Raw genomic sequence first — 17,341 nt, 5'->3', positions numbered from 1 at the left:
TCCCTCACCGCAGTCCGAACGCGGCCAGCCAGGACCGGTCGCAGGACGCCCCGGACTCCAGGGTGAGCAGCGCGGCGCAGGCCCCGGTGGCGCCGGTCAGCAAGGTGCCGTCGTCCGACGCCAGGTCCGTCACCTCGTCGAGCCGCTCGTGGAGACGTTCGACGAGCCGGTCGCGCAGCTCGGCGGCCCTGGTGAGGCCCGCGTGCCGGTCGAAGGCGTCGCACACCAGGGCGAGACCGGACAGCCCGTGACAGAGGCTCAGGTCGGGCCGGTCGGCCGTCTCGTCGTAGCCGTTCAGGAACGAGTTCGCGCTGTGCAGCGCGAACTCGCGCAGCGGCGCGTCGTCGAGGACCCGGCCGGTCTCCCAGAGCGCCCAGGCGATGCCCGGTGTGCCGTAGCACCACGTCAGGGGGCGGCTCGGCAGATGCGTCATGTCCCCGGCGGGCGGCCAGACGACGACGGAGCGGGTGCCCGTCTCGTACCGCTTCAGATACCAGGACGCCAGACGGTCCAGGGACGCGGCGATGTCGTCCGTGAGGCCGGTCGCGTCGGCGGCCCTGCACAGGGCGACGGCCACCCCGGCCGCGCCGTGCGCCGCACCGGAGTTGACGCGGCCGTGGTTCCAGCCGCGCATCTCCTCGTCCTTGTACCGGCCCACCCGCAGCCGCCGCAGATCGGCGTCCGCGCAGAGTGTGGTGAGGTGTCCCACCGCGTACGCGAGGTCCTGCCGGGTGCACGCCGGGTCCGTGGCGAGGGCGAGCAGGCTGCCCGCCGCCCCCGTCACCAGGTCGTAGTCGTTCCAGGCGAGCCCCTCCGTACGCCACCTCCCCGTACAGGCGGCGAGTTCCCTGAAGGCGGTGCCCGCGAGCCCGCCGAGTCCCGGCCAGGCGGTGGTCGCGGTGCGCAGGCCGAGCAGATAGCCGCCCAGACCCCAGCCGAACAGGCCCGGGTGGGTGCAGCCCTGCCGCAACTGCCGCAGCCAGGCCGCCACGGCGCGCGTCGCGGGAGGGGGCGGCGGTTGCCCGGGGCTCGCGGTCGCGGCGCTGAGCGCGGCGAGGACGGCGGGGCCGAAGTCGACGCTGTACTCCGCGCCCCGCGCACCCATCGGGGCGAGCTCCGCGAAGGTCGTCAGGACGCGGGCGGAGGTGGCGGCGGCACGCGACGTACCGGGGGGCGGGGACGGGACACGGTGGGTGGTGGCCATCGGGCGGCTGCCTTTCGTGGTGGCGTACGGGCTGAAGGAGTGGGCCGGATCGCGGAGTCGATGAATCGCGAGGTGGAGAAGTCGAGAGATGGAGAGAGCGCGAAGTCGAGAGGTTGAGAGGTCGAAGAGACGATCAGTCGACGTGTCGCCCGGTCGGCGAAAGGGAACGGGCCGCCGGCGCCGCAGGCATGAGCGGCTCCGACGGCCCGCGGTGGGCGGGGTGGGGAGGTACGGACGGCCACTCCGGCGTGGGCCGACGGGTCACCCCGGCCTGGAAGGACAAGTCACCTTGTCGTTACTGGTTGCACGGGCAGGAGCCGGTGCACTTGGTGGCGGCGGTGCACCCCTGAGTGGTGCCTATGATGCCGACCGCGAGAAGCCGCGACTCGTCGAACTGGGTCTCCAACTGCTCGATGAGCGCGTCCACGTCGTCCACGTTGTCCAGGCTGTCCATGGTCTTGGGCACGAGGCCCTCGATGCTGTTCGTCATGTTGTCCATTGCTGTCACCTCCCTTCTGCCATCGGGAACCACGTGCTTACTGGGTGCACGGACAACTGCCCGTGCAGCCACCGACCTGGGTGCATCCCTGGGTCGTGCCCACGATGCCGACCGTGAGCAGCTGCGAATCGTCGAACTGGGTCTCCAGCTGCTCGATCAGTGCGCCGACGTCGTCGAGCTCGTCGACGGCGTACGTGTCGGCGGCGGTCATCTCACCGTCCATCACCTTCACCTCCCTTCACTGTGAGCGGGGTCGGGGAGCTGCCACCGGTGTGCGCGTGACAGCGATCGAGGGGGCGTGGGTCACGTGGACCGGGGGATGCGGACCATCAGCTCCGCGGCCACGGGACCGCCCTGGGGATCGGCGAGGTCGGCGACGGTCAGTTCGGCCGGGGACGGGAGCATCTCCTCGGCCACCACGGCGGGGACGCCCGCCGCGAAGGCGAGGTCGCCCGTCCGCTCCAGTACGGACAGTGCGTGCAGGCTCGCCAGGTCGCACGGCAGCGGCGAGTCCGCGCCGGGCGCCGCCGAGAGGAAGGCCCAGCGCGGCAGCCCCGTCCGGGTGCGCAGCCGCGTCAGTTGCCCGGCCCTGTCCAGTTCGGCGGCGCCCCTCAGGGGCAGCGCGGTGACGGGCAGCCGCCACTGGGCGGCGGAAAGGACGAGCGACCCCGCGACGGTGATCCGGGGCACGTGGTCCCGCTTGGGCAGCGCCGTCAGGGAGTGCCGGAGCCTGCGGCGCCGGGCGGCGTGCTGCGGCGAGCCGCGCAGCAGCAGGGATGCCACCTGGTCCCAGGGGCGCGGCGCGTTGCGGGCCGAGTGGTAGAGCGGGCGGACGGGCCCGGCACGGTCACTGATCACGACCCGGCCGCCCGTCCACCGGGCGCTGAGTTCGTCCAGCGGCACGAAGCGCGGATGGCCGCCGTGCGCCCCCTCGCAGTACCCCGGCAGATCCGGATCGCCCGTCCACGCACCCGTGTAGAGCGGCCTGCGGACGGCGTTGGCGGCGAGCCGCGACAGGGCGGGGAAGAGCAGTTCGACGGAGGGCACACCGCTCTCGCGGTCCAGGCGCCGCAGGAAGTCGCGGTAGGCGTCCACGTGCGGCAGCGGTCCGTGCAGCCGTTCCAGGGCGCCGATGAAACGGGCGTCGTAGACCCCGGCGGGAGCGACGATGTCCAGCACCCAACGGCGGCCGGGCAACGGTCGTACGAGGCAGTCGAGCGGCCAGTCCGGACGCACCTGCGGGGCTCCGAAGCGGTCGAGCACCGCGGCGTCGATGTCGATGGCACGGGCGTCCGGCGCGGCGTCGATGCGGCTGTCGAGCCAGTCGACGAGCCTGGCGTACCCCGACCCGGGCGAGCGGGGCTCGGGCCACTCGGCGGCGGGGACGTGCGGGCTCAGCGGGGCGTCGCCCTGGGCGGTGATGCGGTCGCGCAGGATGTCGAGGACAGGACGGTCCCGCCCGGACAGGAACGCGGGCGCGCTCCGGTCCTGACCTGGCGCCGCGTCGTCGTCGATCAGCGCGTGCAGCCGAAGGGCCTGCCCGATCGCCGCGCGCAGGACCGTCAGATGGGTGGCGCGCAGCGTGTCCGTGGTGCGGCGGTAGACGTCCAGATAGCCGCCGTCGACGCGCTCCGGCGACGCGGCCTCCCCGGCATCCGTGCCCGGACCGTGCCACCCGGACCGCCGTTGCCGTGCCGGCCGCCGCAGTTGCAGCACGCCCAACTCTCCGAGCCGCAGCAGGAATTCACGCAGGACGTCGGGCCGGATGCCGTCGCCGACGGGCGGGGCGAGCAGGGCCTCCAGTTCGCCGAGGGACAGCGCGCCGCCGCTGAGCGCCTCGTGCAGGCGGCGTACGAGTGGCGTGCGCCGGATGCTGACGGGCGTGAGGAGGGTGTCGGTGCCGGTCTCCAGCGCGAGGGCCTTCAGGCGGTCGGCCGTTACGTGCAGGAACGGGTTGAAGGAGACGCGGGTCGTGGGGGTCAGGGGGAGTGGGTGCGCGGGGCTCCCGTTCTCCGTGCGAGCGTTCTCCGCGCGAGCGGTGGCCGGGGTGCCGTCGGTATCGGCCGACGCCGACGTGTCCGCCGGGCCTCGCGTGTCAGCCGGTCCTCGCGGGTCCGTCGCGAACGCCCCCGCCCCCTCCTGAATGTTCTCCGTCCAGTCCGTGGCCACCTCGTCGGTGAGCGTGAGCGGGCGGACAGGCGGGGCCTGACCGTCCGTCACGCTCACCACGGCCACCTGGCCCAGCCAGCCGCGCGGGGTCACCTTCACCGCGCCGCGGGCGATCATCCGCCACAGGTAGTCCGCGCGCTTGCGCATCTGACGGTCCGTCCAGGGACGTCCCGCGGCGAGTCGTTCGGCGATCTCGGCACCGACCGGCAGTGTGCCGTCGCGCAGGGCGCGGTCGCCGACGGGGGAACCTGACAGGAGCGTATGGCCCGCCGGGGCCAGCCGGCGCTTCTCCTCCTCGTACCGGCGCGCGACCGCGAGCCTGGCGTGCCGCAGCCCGGTCGCCGACGCGTGGGCGCCCGTGAGCACCTCGGCCAGGGAGCCCCCGGGCGCCACGCGTCGGGCGACGGCGACGAGCCGCCGGTGGTCCGCGTCAGGGAGGGGCCTGCCGCGGTGCAGCCGTCGCCGTGCGGAGAGCGCGAGGCGGCGCTCGGGCACCGTGAGGGCCGGGTCGGGGACCAGGACCGCGCCGACGACGTCGGCGAGGCGCGCGCTCATCCGGGCGAAGTCGCTCTCGGTGCGCTCCAGTTCGGCGACGAGCCGGAACAGGCCGGGGGAACCGCCCGCGCACCACAGCCGCATCGGCAGGCCCGCCGTACGCAGCAGCACCGTGTCGTCCTGGGGCCGCTCCGGCTCGCACGGCGCGTACGGTTCGTACGGTTCCCGTGTCTCGTGCGCGGTCACCGTGCCTCCCCTCCGGGGCGCGCCGTCAGCGCCTCCGCGATGAGCGTCTGGCGCAGCACGGAGAGGCCCGCCCGGTTCCAGTGGAAGACGATGACGAACGCGGCGGCCTCCCGCGGTCCGATGAGCGCGTCACCCGCGGTGAAGTACGTGCGCAGCCACTGTTCCCCGGTGCGCGCCACGGTCACCCGGTACTCCTCGGCGTGCCGCCGCGCGGTGTCGGGCAGCGCGGCGGCCAGGGACCCCGGGTCCGCCCACGCGGCACGGAGCGCGGCCTCGATGCGGCCGACCTGCGCCGCGGGGCCCGCCGTGCCCGCCGTGCGCAGATCGGCCGCGTACCGGCGCCCCGTCTGGCGGCGCAGCCGGTCCCACACGTCGAGGTCCTCCCAGCCGACGACCTCCAACGCGTCGAGGAGCGCGCGCACCATCAGGAGCGACATGGCCCACGCCGGGCGGACTCCCGCGTCCTCCCGCCCGGCGTGGCCGTCGTGCGGCTCGCTGTGGAAGCCGAGCCAGGCCAGCGAGTCGGCGGTGAAGACCCGGTGGACGCTGCGCATCGAGACCGGACCGCCGAACAGGTACTCCTCCGGCTCGTACACGCCGGCGTGCCACGCCTCGACCAGGCCCTCCTGCTGCCAGGCCACCAGCCGCTGCCGCACCAGGCCCTCGACGTCGGCGCGGTGCGGCGGGGCCGCCTGCCAGCGCACCCGGAGCCCGGGGTGCTTGTGCAGGAAGAAGAACTCCTGCACCCGGCCGTCGGCGAGCAACTCCCGTGTCAGGGCGTGCAGTTCGGCGTAGAGCTGCCGTTGTCCGCGCCGCGCCGGCGTCACCCCGAAGTGCAGCCAGGCGCCGGGGTGGCGCCGTACGACCGGTGTCACGATGTCCGGCGTGCGCAGACAGCCGATCTCGTCCATGCCCTCACCCCCGTGAGACGGAACGCGGCGCTCTTCCGGCCGCCCTGTCAGCGTGCCGTCGAGCACCTCGCGGGCGATATGCGTACCTCTGCGTAGCGGGCGGGCCGCACCGGTGCTTGACAGGCCGGGGCCCGCTCCTCTAATCCGGAGATGCGGAGGGAGGGGGCTTTCCGTGACCTGCATGTCCGCACACGACTACCAACGGGTGCTCGACCTGACCGTCGCCATCCTCAACAGCCGCCAGGCCACGCTGCCCTGGGAGCTCGTCAGGGCCGAGCTTGGCGATGTCCTGGACAGCCCGGCGAAGGTGCTGTTCGCCTCGCGGGGCTGGCCGGACACGCCCGTGCCCTGTCCGCCGCCCTCGGCCCCGGTGGACCCGAGAATGTGCGCCCTCGACCAGTCCCTGCACGAGCATCCGCTGGTGCGCCACTACCGGCGCACGGGGGACAGGTCGCCGCTCACCGACCGGCAGCCGCAGGGCGCGCCGCCCTGGCCCGACGAGTCGGCACGACACACCTTCGAGGGGGCGTTCGAGGCGGACCACCAGATGGCGCTGCCGCTGCCCGCGCCCCGGGGAGCGAGCCATCTGATCATGCTGGGCAGACCGGGTGAGCTGTACGGCGAGCGCGATCTGGAGGTCGCCCGCCGTGTCCAGCCGCTGCTCGCGGCCGTCGTCGAGCACATGTCCCACGCAAGCCGCCTGCCACCGCCGGCTCCGGGCGACAGCCCCGAGGACACCCTCGACCGGGCGGCCGAGTACGGCCTCACGCCGCGCGAGACGGTGGTCCTCACGCTGCTCGCGCAGTCCCTGACCGCCGACACCATCGGCCGCAGACTCGGCATCTCGCCCCGCACCGCGCACAAGCACCTGGAGAACGTGTACCGCAAGCTCGGTACCGCCGACCGCCTCGCCACCGTGCTGCACGCGCGGGACGTCGGGCTGCTGCCCGGCGTCTGAGGCGATGTCCGTGCCGCGCGGGCGAGGCGCCGGATCAGGTCCGGTCGGTGTGGGCGACCAGGGCGTCGATGATCTCGGGCCAGAGTTCCCTGGGGCGGTCGTGGCCCATGTCGGGGATCAGCAGGAGTCCCGCGCCGGGCACCAGCTCGGCGGTGCGCTCGCCGCCGCTCGGGTCGATCAGGGTGTCGTCCAGGCCGTGGATCACCAGGGTCGGCACGCGCAGCTCGCGCAGGGCCTCGGCGCGTGAGCCGCCCAGGACCATCGCGCCGATCTGCCGCCCGACACCGGCCGGGTGGTGCGCGCGGTCGTAGCTCGCGGCGGCGAGGTCGCGCAGCGCCACCGGGTCCCCGTACCGCTTGGAGGCACACACCATGTCCCGCTCGGCCGCCGCGACGTACCCCTCGCGGTCGGCGGGCCTGGGGCCGAGGAGGACCGCCTGCGCCTCGGGGCTGGACCCGCCGTACCCGGGCTCGCCGGTCGAGGACATCATCGACGTCAGGGTGAGCACCCGCGCGGGATCGGCGATGGCCATCGTCTGGGCGATCATGCCGCCCATCGAGGAGCCGACCACGTGGGCCCGTTCGATGCCGAGCGCACCGAGCAGGCCGAAGCCGTCGTCGGCCATGTCCCGCAGCGAGTAGGGCACCATCGCCAGGGCGGCGGGGATGTCCCCCGCGCTCACGGTGGCGATGAACCGGCCCATGTCGACCGGGTGCTCGTCGAACTTGGTGGACAGGCCGCAGTCGCGGTTGTCGTACCTGATCACGTAGCGCCCGCGGGCCGCGAGGGCGCGGCAGAAGTCCTCGTGCCAGGAGATCAGCTGGGCGCTGAAGCCCGCGACGAGCAGGACGGCCGGATCGTCGGGAGCGCCGAAGGTCTCATGGGCGAGGGACACTCCGGGCGAGGATTCGATGATCGGCATGTCCGGAGTGTCCAGCATTCTCCGCGCGTCCGCACCTGGATTCCCCGGCGGCGGGGATCACGGCCTTCGGTCGCACTCCTCGATCCGTTCCCGCAGGCCCGCCACGTCCGCGCCGGGCAGCAGGAGCGCCGCCGCGTAGTCGGCGCGGGCGGCGGACGGGCGGCCCGCCTGCTGGTGGGCGTAGCCGCGGTTGTAGAGCAGGTCGGGGTCGGCGGGCTCCAGGGCGATGGCCCGGGTGAGGTCGGCGACGGCCGCGCGGTCGTCGCCCGCGGCGTGGGCCAGCGTGGCGCGGCCCGCGAGCGCGCCGACCAGGTGCGGGGCGACGGCCAGCGCCCGGTCGAAGTCCGCACGCGCCGAGGCGTCGGCGCCCTCGCGCTGCGCGATCAGGCCCCGCGCGCAGAGCAGGTGCGCGTCGTCGGGACGGTGGCGCAGCCCCTCGGTCACCTGCACCCGTGCGTCCGACAGGTCCCCGGCCCTGAGCAGCGTCCCGACCAGGCTCGCCCGGATGTCGGCCCGGTCCGGCTCCAGCGCGGCGGCGCGGCGCAGATCGGCCAGCGCCCCCGCGAGGTCGCCCGACTCCAGGCGCAGGTCGGCGCGGTTGAAGTGCAACTCCCAGTGCGGCGGCGCCAGTTCGATCGCCCGGTCGTAGTCGGCGAGCGCCCCCGCCGGGTCGCCGAGGTGGCGCCGGACGTCGGCCCGGTCGAAGTAGTGCTCCGGGTGGTGCGGATCCATCGCGACGACGGTGTCGTGGTCGGCGAGCGCCAGGTCGGGCCGCCCGAGCGCGGTGTGCACCTCGGCCCGGTTGCGCAGCAGCACCGAGCGGTGCAACAGGTGCGCGTCGTCGGGGAGGTGGCGCCGCATCCTGTCGAGTCCGCCCTCGATCAGGCGCAGCGCCGCGGCAGGATGGCCCAGGCGCAGCTCGGTGAGGGCGAGGGCGTTCTCCTGGAACGTGGTGTGGAAGGCGCGCTGTTCGGGATCGGGCAGTCGGGAGGCGAGCGCGACCGTGTGGGTGAGCAGGGCTTTCGCGGCGCCGAGGTCGCGGCGCTCGGCGGGGTGGAAGCGGGTGTGCAGCATGGCCAGGGCGTAGCCGGTGAGCAGCCGCACCAGTGGGTCGGGATGACGCTCGCGCATCCGTAAGTGCAGCCGTTCCGCCTCGTCCGTGTCACCCGACAGGGCCAGCGCCGTGGTGAGTTCGGTGTGCAGGGCGAGATGCGTGCTCAGCGGCGCGTCGTTTGGCGTGACGGCCTGCGCGCGCCGGGCGAGGTCGAGCAGTGCGGGGTAGCAGCCCGTCGTGAGCGCGTGCTCGGCGGCGGCCGTGAGCACCGGGGCGGCCGCCGCGGGGTCGCTGCCACGCTCCAGGTGGTAGGGGAGGGCGCCGAGCCCGAGCGTGAACTCCCCCTGCTCCACCAGCGAGCGGAGCTCGGCGGCCCGCGCGTCGTGCAGGCGCGCGCGGACGTGCGCGTCCGCCCTCTCGTACGCGGCCGACTCGGCGGGATCCACCGAGGTGCCGTCGCTCGCGACGAAGGCGCGCACCAGGGCGTACGGATGAGTGCGGTGTCGAAAACGACGGGGGGCGACGGCGGGCAGGGCCCGGCGCCGCGTGTGCCGGAGCAGTGTGGCCGCCAACTCCTCGTCGAAACAGTCCGGTTCGCCGTCGCGCGTGTGGACGAAGACGGTGATCCGGTCCGGTTCGGCGCGGCGCAGCAGCAGCGCGAGGAACTCCTGGTCGGTCGGATCGGCCTCGCAGACGCGGGTGAAGTCCAGGACCAGCGGCCGTGTGCGGCCCGGTGCCGAGGCGTACGCGAGGAGCAGCTCCACGATGCCGTGCGCCAGGCGCCGGGTGCGGGTGCGCGGATGCAGCCGGGTCCGTTCGGCGGCGCTCGCGCGGTCGGCGAGCGTCGCGGGCGGCGGGGCGACCAGGGCGCGCAGCTCGGGCGCGACCGCGTGGATCTCCACGCGGTGCCGGTCCGGCAACTCCGGCTGTTCCCGGCGGACATGGGGGAGCAGGGCGCGCAGCAGACTCCCCGCTCCGGTGTAGGGGCCGCGCAGCCGCCGATGGCAGTCGACCGTGAAGTCCGGCTCCGGCTCCGGCTCCGGTTCCGCTCCCGGCTCCGGCCGTGGAGCGGGCCTCGGGCCCGGCCTCGTATCCGGCGTGGCGCCCGGCGCTGGCAGGTGTGCCGGTTCCGGTCCGGTGAGCCACAGGTGTGCGCTCGTCGTGCTCATCCCGCTGGTCCTGTCCCGATCTGTCCTGAGCAGATCTGTTCCGATGTGAATCGTGATGCCGATGTGAATCGTGACGCCGAGTTCCGCCCCCGAGAGACGGATGGGATTGCGTGTGCGTACGTCGCCTGCCGTGAGGGACGGGGTGCCGGGGCCCGCCGCGGCGCCCGGCGCCCCGGTCACCCCAGGGGCAGGACGTACGCGGCGTACGAGCTGAGCCGGATCGTGCTGCCCGGACGGTACGGAGTGATCAGCTTCATGACGGGAGTCCCTTCTCTTTCCTGGATCGCGCCGCCTCGACGTGCCGTTACACGAAGGGCCGCGCTGTCGTGGTGGCCTCCGGGAGAGGTCCACCCGCCGCAACAGTGGTGGGGTGCGGCTCGGCGCGGCATGGGGGCGCGACCCCCGGATTCCCCGGGGCGACCGGACCGACGACCTCCATGACGTGCCCCGTGCGGAAATTGCTGCCGGAAATACCGGAACCGCTGAACGCGCGGGCCTCGTCACTCGTATCCACTCAAAGGCGTCCGGGCGAGGATGCGGCTCGGGCGAGGGGTCGTGCTGGCAGGAACACGGGGGACAGGACGCCATGGACACACACGACGAGACGGACGAGCGGACATCGATCATCGGGAGGGAACGAGAACTCGGCGCGCTGGAACGGGCGTTGGCCGCTGCCCGGTCCGGCGTGGGACGGGCCGTCCTGCTCACGGGCGAGGACGGGGTCGGCAAGTCGAGGCTGGCCGCGGAGGTCGCCGAGCGGGCGGCGGCCCGGGGGATGCGCGTCATCCGGGGGCGCGCCAGCGCGATCGGGCAGCGCGTGCCTTGCCGGCCGCTCACCGAGGCCCTGCTCGAACTCTCCCGCGACCGGCGGCTCGGACCCGGCGCGGCGGCGCTGTGCGGGGCGGCCCTTGCCGGGCTGACCGCGCTCCGCGAGCCGGGACCGCCGCACGACGCCACGTCCTGTGCGGCATCGCTCGTCGTCCTCGGCGAGGCCGTGCTGCGCGCGGTGGCGGCGGCGGGACGCGACGGCGGCTGTCTGGTGGTCCTGGAGGATCTGCACGACGCGGACCCCGGCACCCCGGCGCTCGTCGAGTTCCTCGCCGACAACATCGCGCGCGAGTCCGTGACGCTGCTGGTCACCTTGCGCGACGAACCGTGCCAGGCGCTGGAGTTGGCCCGCGCCCTCGCGAGGCGCGGCAGCGGCACCCTTGTCGCACTCGACCGGCTCGGGAGGTCCGACGTGCGCGCGCTGGTCGCCGGACAACTGGCGGTGGGCCCAGCGGAGTTACCCGAGGGGCTGGTCGGCCGCCTCTGGGAGGAGAGCGACGGAAATCCCTGGTGTGCACAGGAGTTGCTGACCGACATGGTCGACGAGCGGTTCCTCGTGCGCGACTCCGACGGCTGGCGCCTGTCCGGACGGCCCTACGCCGCGACGGTGCCCGACGCCCTGGTCGCCGGTTTCGCGCGGCGCGTGGACCGGCTCGGACCTCGCGGCAGGGAGCTGCTCGCGGCAGCCGCGGTCGTCGGCACCCGGTTTCCCGCGCCGGTCGTCCAGGCGGCCACCGGCATGGCCGACGACGAGGCGCTCGGTCATCTGCACGCCGCCCTGGCCGGTGGGCTGATCGCCGCCACGGAGCCGGCGCCCGACTGGTTCGCGTTCCGGCACCCGCTGACGGCGCGGGCCCTGCTGCGCACGCTCGCCCCGAAGGAGCGCGCGCGGACCGCCCGTGACTGCGCGGGCGCCGTGGCCGATCTGCATCCCCAACTCCCAGCCGACTGGTGCCTGGTGGCGGCGCGGCTGTGGGAGACGGCGGGGGAGCGGGACACCGCGGCAGGGCTGTACGCGCGAGCCGGGTCCCGCGCGCTCGCACAGGGCGCGGCGGTCGACGCGGCCGACGCCCTCGACCGGGCCCGCGCACTGCTCGCCGCGCAGGACGCGACGGCCGCGGCGGGACCCGCGGACCCCAGGCACGTCCCGCTGTACGCCCATGTACTCGACTCCCTCCTTGCCGCGCTCACCGAAGCGGGCGAGGGTGAACGCGCCTGGGGGCTCGCCGGGGCGGTGGACGGTGTGTGCCCCGCCGCGGCCGGTCCGGAGCGCGCCGCCGCCCTGCACGTACGCCTCGCGCGGGCCGCCTCGGTGACCGGAAGGACGGACGAGGCACGCGCCCAACTCAGCGAAGCGCGCCGCCTCTTGGGGCCGGAGGCGGAGGCGGGCGGCGCCGTCGACGCGGCCGGTGCCGTGCTCGCCCTCCAGTCGGGTGCGGTGTCGGCACAGGAGGAGGCGCGGGCGCGGCGGGCCGCGGCGGCGGCCGAACGCGCGGGAAACCCGGAGGCGGCCTGCCAGGCGTGGGACGTCCTCGGCGTCCTGGCGAGGACCCGTGACGTGACCGAGGCGACCAGGTGCTTCGACCGGGTCCGCACCATCGCCGAACGGCACGGCATGCCGTTCTGGCGGCTGCGCGCGCTGTTCCGGCTCGGCGGCGACGACTGGCTCACCGAAGGGGACGTCGCGCGGCTCGAACACGCGCGGCGCGAGGCGGCCCGGCTCGGCGCGGCGGACATCGGCGGCGCGGCGGAGGCCGATCTCGCGCTGTGGCTGGTGCTCAGCGGCAGGTTCGGCACCGCGGCCCAGCTCATCGACGCCTGCTGGACCCGGCAGTCCGGGCTGCGTGACGCCGACCGGGCCAGGCAGCTGCTCGCCGCCGAGGCCGTGCTCGCCGCGCACCGGGGCAAGCGGGCGCGGATGGAGCAGGCCGTCGCCGAGTTCCACCGCTGGGACGGCGAGGGTTCGCCGCTGGCCACGCTCACCACCGGACTCGCCAGGACGTTCTGCGCCCTCCTGGAGGAGGACCGGCCACGGGCGCACCAGGAACTGTCCCTCCTCGCCGCGCCCGGCACGGTAAGCGCGGGGCACGCGCTGGACGGGCGGCACGGGCTACTGCACCTGCTCGACGCGTTGAGCGGGGACGCGCCGACGGAAGCGCAGGGGACGCGGCCCGCGCTCGCGCCGAAGCCGGGGCCACCGTCGAAACCGTGGCCGACGCCGATGCCGCTGCCGATCCCCATGCCGACGCCGACCGAGCACGGGGCCCGTCACGGTGACCACAGGGACGACGAAGTCCCCCTCGCCCGGCTCCGCTGGAACCGTCACTTCGTCCTGCTCGCCCGCGCCGTCCGCCTCGGCGGGGCGGGCCGCGGCGACGACGCGGTGGCGGTCATGCGGGCGGCGCGGAACGTCGCGTCGCCGTTCCCCGTGGCGTACCACCTGGGGCTGCGGCTCGTCGCCGAGGCCGCCCACCGGGACGGCTGGGGAGAACCTACGGAGTGGCTGCACCGGGCGGAGGAGTACTTCCACCAGGCGTCGGTCCCCGCGGTGGCGGGCGCCTGCCGAGGGCTGCTGCGCAAGAACGGCGTGCCGGTGCAACAGCGGCGCAGGGGAGCCGAGTTGGTGCCGCGACCGCTGCGTCAGCTCGGTGTGACGGTCCGGGAGTACGAGGTGTTCCGGCTGATGGCGCCGCGGCCGGCCAACCGGGACATCGCCGACCGTCTCTACATCTCGCCGCGCACCGTCGAGAAGCACGTGGCGAGCCTCATCCTCAAGACCGGCAGGTCGAGCCGCGCGGCCCTGAGCGAGCTGGCGTCGACCGTACTGCTCGACGACTCGGCCGACGGGGCATGAGTGCGGGGGGAGCAGGGAAAAGCCCGGCCCGCCGGACCGTGTGCGGTCCGGCGGGCCGGGTGAGGCGGCGTGTGTGGGGGTCCGCCCCGGTGCTCGCGTGAGGTTCCGGCAGTCGGGACCTCAGCCGGTGATGTTGACGTCGATGCAGGCGTAGAAGGCGTTGGTGGTGTCGGCGATGTTCCACACCGCGAGCACCTTCTGCTTGCCCTTGAGCCCGCCGAAGTCGACCTTGTGCGTGACGGTCGAGCCTGGCTGGGCGCCTCCGTCGTCGACTTCGGCGATCTTGTTGCCGCCGACGAAGTACTGCCAGGTACTGGTGCTGTGACGTGCCGTCAGCTTCCAGCTGAACTCCTGGGAGGAACCGACGTCGGTGGTCCGCCAGCCCTTGCTGTCGTCGTCGAGCTCGGCGAACCGCTCGTTTCCGCCGCTACAGGTGGTCTGCCCCTTGGGGCCTTCGACGCTCTGCGGCTCATGGGTGATCTCGCCGCACGAGACGGTGCCCGCGGCGCACTGCGCCTGGCGGCTCGGCGGGGTGGAGACATAGCCGTGCGCACCGGCCGGGGTGACCGAGGCGAGGACGAGCACGGGCGCGATTCCCGCGCCGACGACGGCTGCCAGCTTCCGCTTCGAATGCATCTCTGCTTCCTCTGGGGTGGGGGGACGAGGGCAGAGGCAACCGGGCGCCTCGGTCGACTCATTGGCCTAGACCTTACGCGTTGAACGAACTCCGTCAACCCTTCAAGTGATGTTCGCGTGACGGGTGTTGTGGATGAGAAGCTGCCCGCATCCATCCGAGAACGACCCGAAACGGAGCGGCAGTGACCCAGACCGACGCCGTCGTCCGCCTGGTCCGCGACGTGCTCGAACCGGACGGCCTCACCGGCGCCTACCTGCACGGATCCGCCGTACTCGGCGGTCTGCGCCCGCACAGCGACATCGACATCCTGGTCGTCGTGCGGCGCCCCACGGCACTCGCGCGGCGTCGGGCCCTCACCGAAGGCCTGCTGGCGGTCTCCGGGCACCCGGACCACGACACGCCCCTGCGGCCCGTCGAGCTGACGGTGGTGGTCCAGGACGACATCCGCCCCTGGACGTACCCGCCCAGGAGCGCCTACCAGTACGGCGAGTGGCTCCGCGACGCCTATCTGCGCGGCGAGACGCCCGGACCAGGACCGAGCCCCGACCTCGCGCTCCTGGTGACCATGGTGCTCGCGGGCCGCGCGCCGCTGTTCGGTCCCGCCCCTGACGAGGTGCTCGACGCGGTCCCGGCCGCCGACCTCACCCGCGCGATGACCGCCGGCCTTCCGGAACTGCTCGCCGAACTCGACACCGACACCCGCAACGTCCTGCTCACTCTCGCCCGCGTCTGGACGACCCTGGCGACCGGGGACATCAAGTCCAAGGACGCGGCGGCCGATTGGGCCCTGGAGCGGCTGCCCGCCGAGCACCGCCCCGTGCTCGCGCGCGCCCGAGCCGTCTACCTGGGGGAGGAGTGGGAGCGCTGGGACGACCTGCTGCGCCGGGTGGCGCCGCACGCCGCGTACGTCGTCGGAGCGATCAACGAACTCGTCCCGGACGCGAAGCCCGCTCCATGAGGGTCATGACCGTCAGTGCGGTGGCGGTCAGTACGCAGAGTAGACCCCAGGCCGGGGCGAAGCTGTGCGTCACGTCCCTGAGCAGGCCGAGTGTGGGCGGCATCACGACGATGGCGATCTGGTTGACGGACATGGCGAGCCCGATGGCGAACCCCGTCCTGCCCGGCGGCGCCGACTCGGCGACGTGGGTGACCCAGGGGCCGTACCAGCCGTAGCCGAAGAAGCCGAGCCAGCCGAACAACAGGCAGGCCGCCCAAGGTGATTGGCCCAGCGGCGTCATCAGCGCCGCCATGCCGACGAGCACCGCGGCCATGCAGGTCATGACGGTCCGCTGCCGACTGGACGCGGCGCGGTCGCTCCACGCGGCCAGGCAGACGCGCCCGACGACACCCGCCCCCTGCGCCGCCACGAGGACCAGTGCCGCGGGGCCCGCTCCCAGCGACGTCGTGTCGTGCAGGTACAGCACGGTCAGGACGAGCACGCCGCACTGCACGGAGATCAGACTCGTACCCGCCAGCATGATCCGGACCATGGACGGCTCGCGCATCATGGCGAGGCGGCCCGAGAGCTGCGATGCCACCGAAGTGGTCGAGGTGACCGGGGCCGGCGAGGTGACCGAAGTGACCGGAGCGGTCGTGGTGGGCGGCGGCCGGTACCAGATCAGGAACACCGCCCCGCCGAGCAGCGCGACGAGCCCGCCGGTCAGCAGCGTCGCCCGCCAGCCGAACGCCACGGCGACGACCGGCAGTACGGCCGCCGAGAGCGCGCCGCCCAGTGGCAGTCCCGCCTGCCGTACGCCCATCGCGACACCCCGCCGCGACGTGTCGAACCAGGCCGCCACCGCCTTGCTGCCGCCGGGCTGGGCGGTGCTGTACCCCGCGCCGACCACCAGCAGGACGAGCAGCAGCGAGACGTACCCGGGTGCGGCGGCGCCCGCGCACAGGGCCGCCGCGACCAGGCAGGCCCCCGCGCCGACGACCCGGCGCTCGTCGAAGCGGTCCAGGAGTTCCCCGGCCACCGGAAGGCCGATCAGCGGGACCAGTTGGGCCGCCGAGAGAAGAAGGCCCAACTGGGCGTTGCCGATGTCCAGATCGTGCCGGAGACGGACCCCGAGCGCCCCGATGCCCTGCACGAAGAACCCGGACGCGGCCTGGGTGAACGTGGCGATCCCGAGGATCACCCACCGGTAGCGCGAGGCGCGGTGCGCGAGCGTGTCCACGCTCATCCGCAGCCCGACCCGGGCGCGGCGGCGACCCGCCTCACGGGCGTCCGCACAGGGCGGGGTCGGGGTGCGGCACGAAACCGAGCGCGCGGTACAGGGGTTCGCCGTCGTGCGAGGCGTACAGGTCCACGCGGGGCACCTCGCGGTCCCGGAACCAGTCGAGCAGCCCGTGCATGATCGCGCGGCTGTGGCCGCGCCGCCGGAACGCCGGATCGGTGACCACACCGGTCACATGCCCGCCGAGGCCGTTGGGCCGGTTGGGGCCGGGGAGCCGCTGCTCGACGAAGCCGAACCCGCAGGCGGCGAGGCCGTCCCCGCCGTCGACGACGAGGATCCGCACGGTGTCCGCCGTGAGCTGCTCCTTCAGGACCGTGGCGAGCGAGTGCCGCCAGTCGTCGCCCGTCGGCGGCGAGGTGAAGAAGTCTCCTTCGAGCGTCTCGAAGAGCAGGGCCCGAAGGCGTACGAGCTCAGCGATGTCACGCTCTTCGGCGGGTCGTACGACGGTGTGGGGGTCGGTGTGCGCGGGGGACTGTCGTGCGGTGTGCTGTGTCATGCGGATGAGCCTGCTGTAATGGTCTTATGCACCTCAACCCTTACGGCGAAGACGCCGTGAACCTGGCCGCCGACCTCGCCAACCGGCCCCCGCGGAGCCCCGACGAGCTCGCGGACCGCTGCCGCACTGCGGGTCTGGTGCTCGAACACCCCACCACGGAGGCGGACTTGGCCCGCGCCCTGACCGCCCTGGACGCGTGGGAGAAGGTCGTCGACGCCGCCGAGGAGGCTGAGCGTGCCGAGCAGGTCAACGCGATGCTGGCCGCGGCCGCCGCCTATCCGCGTCTGACCGACCACGCGGGCAGCGGCTGGCACCTGCACTACCGCGACGACCGCCAGCCGCTCGGTGCCCTGCTGTTCTCCCTCATCGCCGTCGGCACCGCCCTTCACCTGGCGGGACGCGGCATGCACCGGCTGCGGCGCTGCGACGTCACCGAGTGCACCACGATCTTCGCCGACACCTCCCGCACCGGACGGCAGCGCTACTGCTCGCAGCGGTGCGCCAACCGCGACGCGGTCCGCAGGCACCGCGCGAACCGGGAGGCTTCGAAGGCTTCGGCGTAAGGCCCGTTTCCCCGCGCCCCATTGACATCCCGCGCGTGCGCCGTGAAGCTCCATGACGCCCGTGGTAACGCTAACACCGGGCTGAGGCACACCTGAGGG

Annotated in this window: 14 protein-coding genes; 4 read left to right on the top strand and 10 right to left on the bottom strand. The window is 73.9% G+C overall.

Annotated features, from left to right (window positions below; all coding sequences use genetic code 11):
* Nucleotides 1-4: 4 nt before the first annotated feature.
* From ACIO9J_RS00765 to ACIO9J_RS00745, 5 genes are all read right to left on the bottom strand, one after another.
* A complete protein-coding gene (locus ACIO9J_RS00765; RefSeq protein ID WP_401990342.1) occupies nt 5-1,204 on the bottom strand; it encodes a lanthionine synthetase LanC family protein in 1,200 nt (399 codons plus the stop codon).
* Nucleotides 1,205-1,499: 295 nt separating this feature from the next.
* On the bottom strand, nt 1,500-1,703 hold the full coding sequence (locus ACIO9J_RS00760) for a hypothetical protein (protein ID WP_401990339.1): 204 nt from the start codon (nt 1,701-1,703) through the stop codon (nt 1,500-1,502).
* A 37-nt stretch (nt 1,704-1,740) separates the two neighbouring features.
* A complete protein-coding gene (locus ACIO9J_RS00755; protein WP_401990336.1) occupies nt 1,741-1,926 on the bottom strand; it encodes a hypothetical protein in 186 nt (61 codons plus the stop codon).
* An 80-nt stretch (nt 1,927-2,006) separates the two neighbouring features.
* Nucleotides 2,007-4,613 (bottom strand): lantibiotic dehydratase, encoded by a 2,607-nt coding sequence (locus ACIO9J_RS00750; protein WP_401990334.1) that lies wholly within the window; start codon nt 4,611-4,613, stop codon nt 2,007-2,009.
* Entirely contained in the window at nt 4,610-5,524 is a 915-nt protein-coding gene (locus tag ACIO9J_RS00745) for a thiopeptide-type bacteriocin biosynthesis protein (RefSeq protein ID WP_401990331.1), read from the bottom strand. The genes ACIO9J_RS00750 and ACIO9J_RS00745 overlap by 4 nt, the downstream gene beginning before the upstream one ends.
* Nucleotides 5,525-5,705: 181 nt before the next feature.
* Here ACIO9J_RS00745 and ACIO9J_RS00740 point away from each other — a divergent pair, with 181 nt between their 5' ends.
* On the top strand, nt 5,706-6,482 hold the full coding sequence (locus ACIO9J_RS00740) for a response regulator transcription factor (RefSeq protein ID WP_401990328.1): 777 nt from the start codon (nt 5,706-5,708) through the stop codon (nt 6,480-6,482).
* Between the two features lie 34 nt (nt 6,483-6,516).
* On the opposite strand, the gene ACIO9J_RS00735 is transcribed toward ACIO9J_RS00740, so the two are convergent.
* Nucleotides 6,517-7,404 (bottom strand): alpha/beta fold hydrolase, encoded by an 888-nt coding sequence (locus tag ACIO9J_RS00735; protein ID WP_401990325.1) that lies wholly within the window; start codon nt 7,402-7,404, stop codon nt 6,517-6,519.
* Between the two features lie 57 nt (nt 7,405-7,461).
* A complete protein-coding gene (locus tag ACIO9J_RS00730; RefSeq protein ID WP_401990322.1) occupies nt 7,462-9,627 on the bottom strand; it encodes a tetratricopeptide repeat protein in 2,166 nt (721 codons plus the stop codon).
* A gap of 586 nt (nt 9,628-10,213) precedes the next feature.
* On the opposite strand from ACIO9J_RS00730, the gene ACIO9J_RS00725 reads away from it, so the two are divergent.
* On the top strand, nt 10,214-13,309 hold the full coding sequence (locus ACIO9J_RS00725; RefSeq protein WP_401990319.1) for an AAA family ATPase: 3,096 nt from the start codon (nt 10,214-10,216) through the stop codon (nt 13,307-13,309).
* A gap of 120 nt (nt 13,310-13,429) precedes the next feature.
* Here ACIO9J_RS00725 and ACIO9J_RS00720 read toward each other — a convergent pair whose 3' ends face one another.
* Nucleotides 13,430-13,945 (bottom strand): lytic polysaccharide monooxygenase auxiliary activity family 9 protein, encoded by a 516-nt coding sequence (locus tag ACIO9J_RS00720; RefSeq protein ID WP_401990316.1) that lies wholly within the window; start codon nt 13,943-13,945, stop codon nt 13,430-13,432.
* A 182-nt stretch (nt 13,946-14,127) separates the two neighbouring features.
* Between ACIO9J_RS00720 and ACIO9J_RS00715 the strand changes: the two genes are divergently transcribed.
* Nucleotides 14,128-14,904 (top strand): aminoglycoside adenylyltransferase family protein, encoded by a 777-nt coding sequence (locus tag ACIO9J_RS00715; protein WP_401990313.1) that lies wholly within the window; start codon nt 14,128-14,130, stop codon nt 14,902-14,904.
* Here the strand turns inward: ACIO9J_RS00715 and ACIO9J_RS00710 are convergent.
* Both ACIO9J_RS00710 and ACIO9J_RS00705 read right to left on the bottom strand, forming a co-directional pair.
* Nucleotides 14,867-16,129: an MFS transporter gene (locus ACIO9J_RS00710; RefSeq protein WP_401990311.1), complete on the bottom strand. Its 1,263-nt coding sequence runs from the start codon at nt 16,127-16,129 to the stop codon at nt 14,867-14,869. The two genes, ACIO9J_RS00715 and ACIO9J_RS00710, sit on opposite strands and share 38 nt — an antisense overlap.
* Nucleotides 16,130-16,163: 34 nt before the next feature.
* Entirely contained in the window at nt 16,164-16,679 is a 516-nt protein-coding gene (locus tag ACIO9J_RS00705) for a GNAT family N-acetyltransferase (RefSeq protein ID WP_401990308.1), read from the bottom strand.
* 26 nt (nt 16,680-16,705) lie between these two features.
* Here ACIO9J_RS00705 and ACIO9J_RS00700 point away from each other — a divergent pair, with 26 nt between their 5' ends.
* Nucleotides 16,706-17,242: a CGNR zinc finger domain-containing protein gene (locus ACIO9J_RS00700; protein WP_401990305.1), complete on the top strand. Its 537-nt coding sequence runs from the start codon at nt 16,706-16,708 to the stop codon at nt 17,240-17,242.
* Nucleotides 17,243-17,341 lie beyond the last annotated feature (99 nt).

The organism is Streptomyces sp. NPDC087300 (assembly GCF_044744425.1).
In the GTDB taxonomy this organism is placed as follows: domain Bacteria; phylum Actinomycetota; class Actinomycetes; order Streptomycetales; family Streptomycetaceae; genus Streptomyces.
Note: the sequence above shows the minus strand (reverse complement) of the source record. Positions and strands in the feature narration are given on the sequence as shown.

Coding starts and splice junctions, on each gene's coding strand:
- ACIO9J_RS00745 (WP_401990331.1), bottom strand. CDS start 5,524: ATGGACGAGATCGGCTGTCTGCGCACGCCGGACATCGTGACACCGGTC.
- ACIO9J_RS00710 (WP_401990311.1), bottom strand. CDS start 16,129: ATGAGCGTGGACACGCTCGCGCACCGCGCCTCGCGCTACCGGTGGGTG.
- ACIO9J_RS00700 (WP_401990305.1), top strand. CDS start 16,706: ATGCACCTCAACCCTTACGGCGAAGACGCCGTGAACCTGGCCGCCGAC.
- ACIO9J_RS00705 (WP_401990308.1), bottom strand. CDS start 16,679: ATGACACAGCACACCGCACGACAGTCCCCCGCGCACACCGACCCCCAC.
- ACIO9J_RS00765 (WP_401990342.1), bottom strand. CDS start 1,204: ATGGCCACCACCCACCGTGTCCCGTCCCCGCCCCCCGGTACGTCGCGT.
- ACIO9J_RS00755 (WP_401990336.1), bottom strand. CDS start 1,926: ATGGACGGTGAGATGACCGCCGCCGACACGTACGCCGTCGACGAGCTC.
- ACIO9J_RS00740 (WP_401990328.1), top strand. CDS start 5,706: ATGTCCGCACACGACTACCAACGGGTGCTCGACCTGACCGTCGCCATC.
- ACIO9J_RS00760 (WP_401990339.1), bottom strand. CDS start 1,703: ATGGACAACATGACGAACAGCATCGAGGGCCTCGTGCCCAAGACCATG.
- ACIO9J_RS00720 (WP_401990316.1), bottom strand. CDS start 13,945: ATGCATTCGAAGCGGAAGCTGGCAGCCGTCGTCGGCGCGGGAATCGCG.
- ACIO9J_RS00735 (WP_401990325.1), bottom strand. CDS start 7,404: ATGCCGATCATCGAATCCTCGCCCGGAGTGTCCCTCGCCCATGAGACC.
- ACIO9J_RS00725 (WP_401990319.1), top strand. CDS start 10,214: ATGGACACACACGACGAGACGGACGAGCGGACATCGATCATCGGGAGG.
- ACIO9J_RS00730 (WP_401990322.1), bottom strand. CDS start 9,627: ATGAGCACGACGAGCGCACACCTGTGGCTCACCGGACCGGAACCGGCA.